A 12824-nucleotide genomic window follows, 5' to 3' on the forward strand; every position below is an offset into this window, starting at 1 on the left:
GTCAGGCCCCCGGGTGCACCTCGCCCGGGGGTCCTGCCGTGTCAGGGCCCTTCCTCGGCGAACGGCAGCCGGATCCGGAAGGTCGCTCCCTCCCCGGGCGTACTGCGCAGGGTCAGGCAACCCCCGTGCGCCGACACGAGCGAGTGGGCGATGGCGAGTCCGAGGCCCGCTCCCGACGTCGTACGCGCCTCGGACCTGTTGCGCGCCCCGTCGGCCCGGTAGAACCGCCGGAAGATACGCACCGCGTGCTCGTCGGTGATGCCGGGCCCCCGGTCGGCGACCTCCAGGACGCTCGCCGTCCCGCCTGCCCCCGTGACGCTGCCGACGCCGATCCTGACCGGCGAGCCCGGCGGCGTGTGGGCGACGGCGTTCCCCACGAGGTTGGTCACGACCTGTCGTAGCCGCGCCTCGTCCCCCAGCACCGGCGCCGGGCCCACGGACGTCCCGTCAGGGCCGGTGAGCGTCACCTCGCGCGCCGGATCCAGCGCGCGCAGGTCGAGCAGGGCGTCCACGGCGACCGCCCGCAGATCCATCGGAGCGCTGCGCAGGACCGGGGTCCCGGCGACCGCGTGCTCGTCCAACTGCGCCAGCAGCAGGAGGTCTTCCGCGAGACGTGTCAGGCGCGCGGCCTCACGCTCGATGCGGTCCATGGTGCGGTCCACGTCGGCCCGCTCCGGCAGCGCGCCCATCCGGTAAAGCTCGGCGTACCCGCTGATGCCGGCGAGCGGTGTCCGCAGCTCGTGGCCGGCGTCGGCGACGAATCTGCGCATCCTGGCCTCCGAGTCGATACGGGCGAGTGCAGCGGACTCGATGCGCTCCAGCATGCCGTTGAGCGCCGTGCTCAACCTGCCGACCTCGGTCTTCTCCGACGCGGACCCGGGGACCCGGCGGGACAGATCGCCGCCGGCGATGGCCGCGGCGGTCTCCTCGATCCTGTGCAGGGGGCGCAGACCCGCGCGGATCGCGACCAGTGCCACGAGAGCCAGGGCGATCAGCAAGGCGCTGCCCAGGGCGACGCTGTTGCCCCGTACGTCCTCGACGGTCGCGTTCACATTGTCCAGCGAGCCGGCGAGCACCATGTCCCCGCCCTCGGCCGTGGGCAGGACGAGTACCCGCCAGTCACCGTCGTCGGAGGTGCCGTCCGTGGTGCCGCCGGTGGTGAACGGCTTCAGGCGCCGCTCCCGCAGAGCGGTCGCGTCGAGCTTCGGGAGCCGTGGTGTCGCGGTGGCTCCGGCCGGCGCTTCCGTCCCGCCGATACGTTCGGTGCGGCCGTCGGGCAGCACCCGCGCCGGATAGAGGTCGCCGAGGAGATCGGCGCCCGGCTCCGCCGAGCCATCCGTGGTGAGCGCGAGGGTCGCGGCGAGCGGCGGTGGGAGTTGGGCCATGAGCAGGCCCGTGGTGCGCAGTTGACCGTCCGCTCGCTTCATCAGCGCGGGCTTCAGCGAGTTCAGCAGCAGAATGTTGCTGAGCAGCAGTCCCACGGCGAGCAGCGCCGTCGTGATGAGCAGGAGCCGGGTCCTCAGCGAGAGCCCTGCTGTCACGCGCCCGCGCGGCAGGCTCATGACCGGGGACTGCGCAGGACGTAGCCGATGCCGCGCACCGTGTGGATCAGTTTGGGTTCGACACACTCCACCTTGCGGCGCAGATAACTGATGTACGACTCCACGATGCTCGGGTCGCCGTCGAAGTCGTAGTGCCAGACGTCTTCGAGGATCCGCGCCTTGGACAGGGTGCGGTCGGCGTGCTCCATCAGGTAGCGGAGCAGTTTGAACTCGGTGGGGGACAGGTCGACCGGTGCGCCGGCCCGGGTGACCCGGTGGGTCGCGGGGTCCAGCGTGAGGTCCGCGACAGTCAGTACGCCCCCGGCGGGCCCGCCACGGGTCCTGCGCAGGATGGACCTGATTCTGGCGATCAGCTCCTCCAGCCGGAACGGCTTGGTGACGTAGTCGTCCGCGCCGATCCCGAGCCCGTTGACGGTGTCCTCCGGGTCGTCGCGGGCCGTCAGGAAGACGACCGGCACCTGCTCGGCCGCCCGGCCGTCGGCGGCCCCGCGCAGCCTGCGCACCACGTCGAAGCCGTCGAGGCCGGGGAGCATCACGTCGAGCACGACCAGGTCCGGCCGTTCGGCGGCCACCGCGCTCAGCGCCTCTTCGCCGGTCGCCACCGAGACGACCCGGAAGCCCACGAAGCGCAGGGAGGCGGCGAGCAGTTCGCGGAGCGTGGGCTCGTCCTCGACGACCAGCAGAACCCCCTCGCCGTCGCCTTCGCGCGGCACGGGTCCCCGCCCGGCCGGTGTCACCGCTGCCATACGTTCCCCCCGTGGTACGGATCGGCCTGCCTCCGACCATATGCCTCGCCGACCGGCGGGTTGACGGTTTGTCACCGACTCCCAGGAACCACCCAGGAAGCTCGCAGGAGCCGTACACCTGGGGCGGGCAGGATGTACGACATGAACTCTTCACCCACGCGTCAGGCCACCGCCGAGGCCGCCTACGGCGCCGCCGGAACCGGGCGTCCGGCCCGGGAGGCCCTCCGGTGATCGAAGCGCGAGGTCTCACGAAGCGCTACGGGGACAGGCTGGCCGTCGACGGGCTCTCCTTCCGCATCGGCAAGGGACTGGTCACCGGTTTCCTCGGCCCCAACGGTGCGGGCAAGACCACGACGATGCGGCTCATCCTCGGTCTGGACGCGCCCACTTCCGGCACGGTGACCGTCGCAGGCCTGCCCTTCGCCCGGCTTCCCTCGCCGATGCGTACGGTGGGCGCCCTGCTCGAAGCCAAGGCGGTGCACCCGCAGCGCAGCGCCCGTGACCATCTGCTGTGCCAGGCGCTGAGCAACGGGATCCCGCGGCGGCGTGTCGACGAGGTGCTGGCGCTCGTCGGTCTGGAGAAGGCGGGCCGGCGCAAGGCGGGCCGGTTCTCCCTCGGCATGGGCCAGCGGCTCGGCATCGCCACCGCCCTGCTGGGTGACCCGGACGTCCTGATCTTCGACGAACCCGTCAACGGCCTCGACCCGGAAGGCGTCCTGTGGATGCGGCATCTCATGCGGGAGCTGGCGGCCGAGGGGCGCACCGTCCTCGTCTCCAGTCACCTCATGAGTGAAATGGCCCTGACCGCCGACCACTTGCTCATCATCGGGCGGGGGAGGCTGATCGCCGACGTCGCCATGGAGGAGTTCATCGAGGAACAGTCCCGGCAGACGGTCCTCGTGCGCACCGCGCGTACGGACGACTTCGGCCGGCGGCTGACGGACGCGGGGGCCACGGTCCGGCCGGACGGCACCGGGGCGCTCGTCGTCTCGGGTCTGGACAGCGCCGTCATCGGCGAGCTGGCCGCCGCCGACGCCGTACCCCTCGTCGAACTGACCCCGCAGAAGACCTCGTTGGAAGAGGCATTCATGGCGCTCACCCACAGCAGTGTCGAGTACCCGGCCCGCGAGGGGGACCTGGGATGACCACGATCACGGAGAACGGGTCGCAGAGCCGTCCGCCGCGCGAACGTCCCGCACCGGGGCGGCAGATGACAGCGGGACAACTGCTGCTGTCCGAGTGGGCCAAGCTGTTCACCGTCCGCTCCACCACGTTCACCTTGCTGCTGGCGCTCGTGCTCGGTGTCGGCTTCGGCCTGCTCTTCACAGCGGCCGGGGCGCGCGACTACCTGGACGCCTCCACCGCCGTACAGCGGAACTTCGACCCGGTGGCGACCAGCACCGGCAGCTACATCTTCGCCCAACTCGCCCTCGGCTCCGTGGGCGTCAATGTGTTCGCTTCCGAGTACGCGACGGGAACCATCCGCACCAGCCTGACCTCGGTGCCCAGGCGCGGCCGGCTGCTGGCGGCGAAGACGGCGGCCTTCACCGCCGTGGCTGTCGTGGCCGGGCAGGTGATCGCGTTCCTCACGTTCTTCGCCGGCCAGGCCGTCCTGTCGGCCCGTCAGGTGCCGTACGTCTCCCTCGGCGACCCGGACGTGCCCCGCGCCGTGATCGGCTGCGGCCTCTACCTCGCCGCTGTCGGCGTGCTCGGCCTGGCCTTCGGCGCTCTCGTACGCTCGACGACGATCGGCCTTGTCCTGGTCACCGGAGCGACCCTCGTCGTGCCTGCGGTGACCAGCGCCCTGCCCGAGGTGTGGCGGGACAGAACGCAGAAGTGGTGGCCGCCCAGCGCCGCGGAACACGTGATGGAGATCAACCCCTCGGGCGGCTCACTCGGTCCCGGGGCCGGCCTCGGACTGCTGGTGCTGTCCGTCGTGGTGCTCCTGGTCGCCGCCTTCGGTGTCTTCCGCACACGCGACGCCTGACCGCCTTCGCGAGCCGCCCCGCATCGTACGCAATAGGGGGGAGCTAGGGGTTACCGGCCGGAGATCAGGACCGTAATCTCACAATCGAGGCGTCAGGAGCCGATTGTCATACCGTACGCGGAAGGACACTCCCATGGCGAATGGTCCCGAGCGGTGGGAAGAAATCAGGTCCACCCGTTCCGGCGAGCTGGTACTCGCGATCGGATGGCCGTCGGCCGAGCAGGGCGGCCCGCACTTCGCCGATCTCATTCCCTTGTTGGGCAGCCGATATCCGGTGTGGCGCATCGCCGGGCAGAGCGGACCTACGGACTGGGACACCAGCATCGAGAAATACGCCGGGCCCTGGGTCCAGGAAATACGCGACAGTGTGTCGACGGTTCGCGCGGTTCTCGCGCACGGACTGGGCGGCATTCTCGCGGCGGTCATTTCGGAGATGGTCGGCCAGTGGCAGGGGTACTTCCCGGAAGTACTGCTCATCGACCCGGAACTCGTCGACACCGACCTCGTGTACGACGAATTCCTGTCCTTGCTCCCCGACGTCCCGGCCACAGCCGCCGGTTCGGCCGACGCGGCCGACGTGGTCGGCGCCGAGGTGAAGCGGCTCCGCGAAAGGGGCGCCGAGCTGACGGCGGCCTCCGGCGGTGACGCCGCGGCGCTCGCAGCGGACCTGTACGCGTTGCTGCGGGACGCGGGCGCCCGGATCCGGACACCGGAACCCGGCGTACCGGCGGCCGAAAACGCACTGGCACGGGCCGAGTCGCGACTGTCGGAACTGGCCATCGCCGACCGCGCCGACGTCATCCGGCTGTGGGACAGGGGAACCGCCCTGTGCTCGTCCAGCAGGGAACGAGGCCTCAGCCGTACCCGCGCCGCACTGCTGCTGCCCGAAGCGGCGCTGGTCGGGCGGGAGATCACCTTCGACATCGATCATGAGGGCATTCTCAAGGACGCCGCGGTCGCCCGTACCGTCTACGAACTGATCGGCGCCTAGGTCCTGTCCGGCAGGACAGGACCCGGACGCCGATCAGTTCGCGATGCCTCACCCGCGCGTCATCGCGCGCTGGCCTCCAGCGAGTTGAGTTCGAGGATCGCCGGAAGGTCCTGACGGCGGCTGATGTTCAGCTTGCGGTAGACCCGTGTGAGGTGCTGTTCCACCGTGCTCACCGTGATGTGGAGCATCCCCGAGATCTCGCGGTTGGTGTACTTGAGCGCGGCGAGCGCCGCGACCCGCTGCTCCGAATCGCTGAGCGCGATCCCCAGGTCAGGCCCCCTGACATCCAGCGGAGCCGCCGCCAGGGTGCGCGGGGCGGAGGCCGACAGGGTGCCGCGCAGGATCCGCTCGTGCAGCGCGGCGGCCTTGCAGTCGGCGGCCAGCGCGAGAGCCTCCTGCCCCATCATGGTCGACAGCGGATCGCCGAGCGTGACCAGCGTCTCGCTCAAATCCGCCATCGCCCTGGCCAGTTGGACGCGGTCCCCGGACTTGCGCAGCTCGGTGATCGCCTGCTGGAGCAGCGGAGGACGCTTCTTGGGCTCGCTGGTTGCCGCGCGTAGACGCAGCGACGTGCCACGCACCCAGGGGTTGCGGGCGTCGACCATGGACAACTGACGGAGCACCAGCCGCTCGGCACGTTGCGGCTGCCCCATCTCGAACAGCACCTCAGCCGCCTCCGAACGCCAGGGAAGCATCATCGGACGGTCGATGCCCCACTGCTTCACCAGCCGGCCCGCCTCGTACAAGTCGCTTAACGCGGCCTGGAACTGGCGGGTGGCCAAGTAGTAGCGGGCCCGAGCACGTGCGTACGCGAGACCGTGCACCGACTGGTGCAGAGAGTCCGGTACCGGCTGGTCGACCAGGGCCGCCGCCTCCACGTACTTGCCCATCTCGGTCCGTGCGCGCAGCAGCGTGGCGATCACCGAGTACGCGAAATTGCTCCCCCGCGGATCGGGCAACCGCCCCAAGGCGTCCAACGCGTTCTCCTCGGCGCCTTCCAGGTCCCCGAGCCGCAGCAGCCCCTGCGCCTTCATCCCCAGGAACAGCGCCTGCCAGCCCGGAGCGGACCGACGCGGTGACTGATCGAGGAACACCTGGGACCAGTGCACGCTCAAGGACGGCTGCTCCGAACAGGTCAGACCGATGAGCGCCTGCACGATCGGCGGAATCGTCGCCGTGCTCAGCGTCGTCGCCCGGAGGAACCGTTCGATGTCCGTGGTGTTGGCGTCCAGCGACACGTAAGAGTGTGCCTCGACCAGTTCGGAGAGCTGGGCCGAGTTGTCGGACTGCTCGGACTGCGACGTGACCGACGTGACCGGCGACGCCGGTGCAGGCTCGGCGGCCGCGCCCCACGCGGACGACGCGCGACCGGCGACCGGCACGGCCGCCGACAGCCGTTCCCGCATCTCGGCGGCGTCCGCGATCCGGCCCTGGGCCGTCAGCAGATGAAGCAGGGGCAGGATCTGGGTGGCCGACACGGGAGCCGTCCGTACCGCCTCCGTCGCCTCCCAGAGGTAGCGCTCGGACAGACCCGGGTCGAGGCGCCACGCGATCGTCGACAGCCGGAGCTTGATCGTCACCCGCTTGCGCGCGTCGGCGCACGTGTCGTGCGCCAGTTCCAGCAGCGCGGTCGCACGGCAGACGTCGTCGGCCTTCACCGCGGCTTCCGCCGCCGCGCGCAACACGCCCTCCGCCCACTGCGGAGCGTCCCGCAGCGGCCCGTAGGAGTGCGAGTCGAGGAGATGCTGGGCCACCACGTCCGCCTCGGTCCCGCGCTCGTACAGCAGCTCGGCCGCGCACCGGTGCATCGTCGCGAGGGTGCCGGGCGCCAGATGATCCACGACGGTCGTCATGACGACCGGATGGCGCAGCCCCTGGCCGTGCAGCAGCCCCGAGGCCTCCAGCGCCGACATGCCCTGCGTCGCCTCGGTCGAGGTGATGCCCGCCATCTGCGCGACCAGGCCGGGTGTGGTGAGCCGGCCGAGCACGATGGTCGCGGCGGCCAGCTTCAGGATGTTCTGCCCGCAGCTCTGCAGGCAGGTGACCACGGCCCTGGCGAACGCGCCGCCCGGGCGGGGCCGTACGCCTGCCCCTTCAGGCGCGGCCGTGGGCTGCAGCTGGGTGTGCTCCGATGCCAGGGCGCGCAGCAGCAGCGGATTGCCGCCACTGAGCCGGTACAGGTCCTCTGCGAGCTGGTCCCGGTCGGCGAGACCCGGGAACCGCGAGGCCGCGGTGCCCATCTGATCACGCGTCAGCGGACGTAGCTGGATCCGTACCAGCCCCGGGCGGCGCATCAGTTCGGTGGTGAACTCGGCGTCGAGCGGACTGTAGTTCTGCGTCTGCGTCGCCACCAGCAGGATCCCGCTCGACCGGCTGTGCCGCGCCATGTACTGCAGGAACCGCTGCGAGGCCGCGTCCACGTACTGCAGGTCGTCGACGCAACAGACGACGGGCCTGCTCTCCGCGATGCCGCACATCTTCATGTGCAGCTCCCGCATGGCCTCGACCTTCAGGGCGTCGGAGTCCTGGTCCGGCAGTTCCGGCAGCTCCGGGCGTTCGGGTGCGGGCAATCTGTCGAGAAGCTGTCTGAGGACACCCAGCGGTACGCCACGCTCGGTGGCCGAGCCGGCGGCGAAGAGCACCATCGCGCCCTGGGCCGTGACCCGGTCCGCGAACGTCTCGACGAGCTCGCTCTTGCCGCAGCCGGCCGCCCCCTCGACGAGCACGATCCGGCCCCTGGCCGATCGGCAGTCCGCCAGCGCGGACCCAAGTGCGTTGAGTTCGGACTCCTGGTTCATGATTTGCACGACTTCCCCCGTAATGTGCGGTGTCCATGTGCAAGTCCACGAGACCCCATTCTCGTGGCCCGAAAGATGCTCCTGAGCTATCAAGCAGCTGAGCCGCTGATGCGCAGACGAGCCAGTTTCGAATGCTCGGACGCTGGCGAGTCTAGGCACGCTCAAGTCTGGATTGAGTGGCAACAAGCTGCATGGCAGGAAGTTGCAGTTCGTTATTCCGTTTCACATGAATGGGTCAAGAGTCATTCAAGATTTTTGGCGAACTGTGGTTCTGTGGTACTGCTGACGTCCACCTGTACGTCGACGTGGCTGTGTCGGCCGTCACGTACAAGCGGTGCGGAGCAGGCTCGGGAGCGGGATAGGGGCCCCTAGGGGAGCCCTCGAAAGACTCTTTAGGGGTGGGTTCCCGGTAGCCATGAACCGGCCCCGGGTGTCGAATGAAGTCCGGACGGCGGCACGCTCCGAGTTTATTTTCGCCATAGTGCCTTCGATGTCGAACGGCGTATCACCGGACCGATGAATCGTCACGAGCGAAAAAGAATTCGTCCGTCGCTGAATTGCCCGGATCGCAGGTCCGGTGGATCGACAAGCGGGTCCCGGCGGACGACACGACGTGACCGTATCCGACGTAGCCGGACCAGCCCTCCGCGCACCCGAAACGAAGGAACGTCGAGTCGACATGACAGGAACGACCACAGGCAACGGCGCATGGGTGCGGCGCTTCCACACCGCGTCCGCTCCCGGCGCCCGTCTCGTCTGCTTCCCGCACGCGGGCGGAGCCGCCTCGTTCTTCTTCCCCGTATCGAAGCAACTCTCCCCGGCACTCGACGTCCTGGCGATCCAGTACCCGGGCCGGCAGGACCGCCGGCGCGAACCCTGCGTGGAGGACATCGCCACTCTCGCCGACCGGCTCACCGCGGAGCTGCTCCCGCTCACGGACCAGCCTCTCGCGTTCTTCGGCCACAGCATGGGCGCCGTGGTCGCCTTCGAGGTCACCAGGAGGCTGGAGAAGGCCGGGACTTCGCCGATCGTCCTCTTCGCTTCCGGCAGGCGCGCACCGTCGTCCCTGCGGCAGGAGTCCGTGCATCGCGCCGGCGACCGCGCCATGATCGCGGAACTCCAGCGACTGGACGGAACCGACGCACGGATGCTGGACGACCCCGAACTCCTCCGGATGATCCTGCCCACGCTGCGCAGTGACTACAAGGCGGTGGAGACCTACCGCTGCGAACCGCCGGAAGCCGCCGTCAGCTGTCCCGTCGTGACGCTGATCGGTGACACCGACCCGCATGTGACGCGCGAGGAATGCCTGCGCTGGAAAACACACACCAGCGGCCAGTTCGACATGCACGTCTTCAACGGTGGCCACTTCTATCTGAACGCCCATGCCGCATCGGTCATGGAGATCATCGTCGAGCGGATCGGGGAGATCTCCCCGGTGAAATAGCCCCTGAAGCCCCCTGAAGGTCCTTGGTGGGTCAGGGGTGCCGATAGGGGGAGCCAGGTCAGGGGTACCACCGCACCGGATTCCACGGAAGAATACAGACGAGCAGAGAGGCGAGTCCATGGGGGACACGTTGAGCACGGACTCTTCCGGATCGATCAGGGGACTCGTAAGGCTCGAAGGAGGGCCCGCGCAAATCTGCGGAACGGTCAATCTGCGGGATTTGGGGCACGCTCTCATTTCCCAGGAGAAGATCAAGATTCGTCACCTCGACGGATACGAACACTATGAACCCGTCGTGACGGCCGGCGCTCTCGGTGAATCCGAGGCCTCCGGGGAATCCGCGCTTTCGGTCTTCCGCTGGTCCGGACGTACAAAGATCGCGGAGTGAATTCAACCGTCGAGTAGTACTTTTCGGCGATCGTCACAGCGAATCGACGCTGTGGCGATCACCGTAGTTTGCCCTGCGCCCACACGCACGCTCATCCACCCATTTCCCGGTACCGCGAGGAGCACGAGGCAGAATGGCTGAGAACGCCCCCAAACTCATCGAAGCCCTGCGCGCCTCTCTGAAGGAGACGGAGCGTCTGCGCGAGCAGAACCGTCAACTCGCCGGGGCCGCGCGCGAGCCGATCGCGATTGTGGGGATGGCGTGCCGGTATCCGGGTGGGGTGGTGTCGCCGGAGGGTTTGTGGGATCTGGTGGCGGGGGCTCGGGATGGTGTGGGTGAGTTTCCGGCTGACCGTGGCTGGGATGTGGAGAAGCTGTACGACCCGGATCCGGAGAGCCGGGGGACGTCGTATGCCCGGCATGGCGGATTCCTGTATGGGGCCGGGGAGTTCGATCCTGGGTTCTTCGGGATCTCGCCGCGTGAGGCGTTGGCGATGGATCCGCAGCAGCGGTTGTTGTTGGAGACGTCGTGGGAGGCGATCGAGCGGGCGGGGATCGACGCGACCGGGCTGCGGGGCAGTCGGACGGGGGTCTTCGCGGGTGTCATGTACCACGACTACGGCTCGCAGGCGGGCGAGGCTCCGCCGGAGCTGGAAGGTCTGATCGGTACCGGTAACTCGGGCAGTGTGGCGTCGGGGCGGGTGTCGTACACCTTCGGTTTCGAGGGTCCTGCGGTGACGGTGGACACGGCGTGCTCGTCGTCGCTGGTGGCGTTGCACTGGGCGGTGCAGGCGCTGCGCTCGGGTGAGTGCGACATGGCCCTGGCCGGCGGTGTGACGGTGATGGCCACGCCCGGGACGTTCATCGAGTTCTCCCGGCAGCGGGGGTTGTCGGTGGACGGCCGGTGCAAGGCGTTCTCGGCGTCGGCGGACGGTACCGGCTGGGCCGAGGGCGTGGGGATGCTCCTGGTGGAGCGGCTGTCGGACGCCCGGCGGAACGGTCATCCGGTGCTGGCGGTGGTGCGCGGTTCGGCGATCAACCAGGACGGTGCGAGTAATGGTCTGACGGCGCCGAACGGTCCTTCGCAGCAGCGGGTGATCCGGCAGGCGCTGGCGAATGCCGGTCTTGCCGCGGGTGAGGTGGATGCGGTTGAGGCGCACGGTACGGGGACGACACTGGGTGACCCGATCGAGGCGCAGGCCCTGATCGCGACGTACGGGCAGGACCGGTCGGAGGACCGGCCGCTGTGGCTGGGGTCGTTGAAGTCGAACATCGGTCATACCCAGGCGGCTGCGGGTGTGGGCGGCATCATCAAGATGGTCATGGCGATGCGGCACGGTGTGCTGCCGCAGACGCTGCATGTCGATGCGCCGTCGCCGCACGTGGACTGGACGGCGGGCGCAGTCGAGCTGCTGACCGAGGCGCAGCCGTGGCCGGAGGTCTCGCGGGCTCGGAGGGCGGGAATCTCGTCGTTCGGCGTCAGCGGTACGAACGCCCATGTGGTCATTGAACAGGGTGAGTTGGCCGGCTCGACGGCGCAGGCTGAGGGCGAGGCTGACGGGCCGGAGCTGCCGCTGGTGCCATGGCTGATCTCTGCCCGCAACGTGGAGGCGTTGCGGGGGCAGGCGGCCCGTCTGCGGGAGTGGGCGGAGGATGCTCCCGAGGCGGATGTCGCTGCGGTGGGTCGCGCGCTGGTGTCTTCGCGGACGGTGCTGGACGAGCGGGCGGTCGTGGTGGGCACCGGCCGGGACGAGCTGCTGGCAGGTCTGGAGGCGCTGGCGTCCGGGGTGTCTGCTGCTGGTGTGGTGAGCGGTAGTGGTACGGGCGGGAAGCTGGCGCTGTTGTTCGCCGGGCAGGGCAGTCAGCGGCTAGGCATGGGACGGGAGTTGGCAGCCGCGTTCCCGATGTTCGCTGCTGCCTTGGATGAGGTGTGTGGGGTTCTGGATCCGTTGCTGGCGCACCCGGTTCGGGATGTGGTTCACGCGGAGCCGGGTTCGGAGTTGGCCGGGCTGTTGGACGAGACCGGGATGACGCAGCCGGCTCTGTTCGCTTTCGAGGTGGCGCTGTACCGGTTGCTGGTCTCGTACGGGGTTACGGCTGACGTGCTGGCGGGGCATTCGATCGGTGAGTTGGCAGCCGCACATGTGGCGGGGGTGTTCTCGTTGGAGGATGCGTGCCGTCTGGTGGCGGCTCGTGCCCGGTTGATGCAGGCGCTGCCGAGTGGTGGTGCGATGCTCGCCGTCGCCGCTTCTGAGCCTGAGGTGCTGGCGCTGCTGGAGGGGCGCGAGCGCGAGGTGAGTGTCGCGGCCGTGAACGGGCCTGCCGCTGTGGTGATCTCCGGTGTGGAGCCCGCCGTTGAGGACATCGGGCAGCTGCTGGCGGGACGGGGGATTCGGACGCGCAGGCTGCGGGTCTCGCACGCGTTCCATTCGCCCTTGATGGAACCGATGTTGGAGGACTTCCGGCAGGTGGCGGACGGTCTGACCTATGCCGAGCCGACGATCCCGGTGATCTCCAACGTCACCGGGCAGCTCGCCGAACAAGGCCAGCTCGCCACCCCCGACTACTGGGTGCGGCACGTCCGTGAGGCGGTCCGCTTCGCGGACGGCGTGACGGCGGCTCGTGCGGCCGGTGCCAGCCTTTTCGTCGAGGTCGGCCCCGACGGTGTCCTCACCGGCCTCGCCCAGCAGACCCTCGACGGCGAAGAGGACGTTGCTCTCGTCCCGGTCGTCCGCAAGAACCGCGACGAGACACGTGCTGTGGTCGAGGCCCTGGCTGCTCTCCACACCCGTGGCGTTCGCGTCGACTGGGCAACGTACTTCGGACCCACCCCCCTTCGTCACATCGAACTGCCCACCTACGCCTTCCAGCACCAGCACCTCTGGCTTGAGTCAGGTTCAGCCGGC

The 12824-nt window shown here is 69.1% G+C and carries 8 protein-coding genes; 5 read left to right on the forward strand and 3 right to left on the reverse strand.

The window, feature by feature from the left end:
* Positions 1–41 precede the first annotated feature (41 nt).
* Positions 42–1541, reverse strand: coding sequence for a HAMP domain-containing sensor histidine kinase (locus HY68_RS23535; protein ID WP_347560568.1), 1500 nt, complete (start codon positions 1539–1541; stop codon positions 42–44).
* A 17-nt stretch (positions 1542–1558) separates the two neighbouring features.
* Positions 1559–2308 carry a response regulator transcription factor gene (locus tag HY68_RS23540; RefSeq protein ID WP_078863744.1) on the reverse strand — a complete coding sequence of 250 codons (750 nt, stop codon included), beginning with the start codon at positions 2306–2308 and terminating at the stop codon, positions 1559–1561.
* A 227-nt stretch (positions 2309–2535) separates the two neighbouring features.
* Between HY68_RS23540 and HY68_RS23545 the strand changes: the two genes are divergently transcribed.
* The 3 genes from HY68_RS23545 to HY68_RS23555 all read left to right on the forward strand — a co-directional run bounded on the left by HY68_RS23545 (position 2536) and on the right by HY68_RS23555 (position 5286).
* Positions 2536–3453, forward strand: a complete 918-nt coding sequence (locus HY68_RS23545; protein ID WP_041991925.1) for an ATP-binding cassette domain-containing protein — start codon at positions 2536–2538, stop codon at positions 3451–3453.
* Positions 3450–4295 (forward strand): ABC transporter permease subunit, encoded by an 846-nt coding sequence (locus tag HY68_RS23550; protein ID WP_041991926.1) that lies wholly within the window; start codon positions 3450–3452, stop codon positions 4293–4295. Before HY68_RS23545 ends, HY68_RS23550 begins: the two co-directional genes overlap by 4 nt.
* Before the next feature lie 133 nt (positions 4296–4428).
* Positions 4429–5286, forward strand: a complete 858-nt coding sequence (locus tag HY68_RS23555) for a hypothetical protein (RefSeq protein ID WP_041991927.1) — start codon at positions 4429–4431, stop codon at positions 5284–5286.
* Positions 5287–5345: 59 nt separating this feature from the next.
* Here the strand turns inward: HY68_RS23555 and HY68_RS23560 are convergent, their stop codons facing one another.
* Positions 5346–8084 carry a helix-turn-helix transcriptional regulator gene (locus HY68_RS23560; RefSeq protein WP_041991929.1) on the reverse strand — a complete coding sequence of 913 codons (2739 nt, stop codon included), beginning with the start codon at positions 8082–8084 and terminating at the stop codon, positions 5346–5348.
* Positions 8085–8763: 679 nt separating this feature from the next.
* On the opposite strand from HY68_RS23560, the gene HY68_RS23565 reads away from it, so the two are divergent.
* Positions 8764–9531, forward strand: a complete 768-nt coding sequence (locus HY68_RS23565; RefSeq protein ID WP_041991931.1) for a thioesterase II family protein — start codon at positions 8764–8766, stop codon at positions 9529–9531.
* Positions 9532–10052: 521 nt separating this feature from the next.
* Positions 10053–12824, forward strand: a 2772-nt coding sequence (locus HY68_RS23570) for a type I polyketide synthase (RefSeq protein WP_041991933.1), incomplete at its 3' end; no start/stop codon positions are given.

It is taken from the genome of Streptomyces sp. AcH 505 (genome assembly GCF_000818175.1).
Taxonomy (GTDB): Bacteria; Actinomycetota; Actinomycetes; order Streptomycetales; family Streptomycetaceae; genus Streptomyces.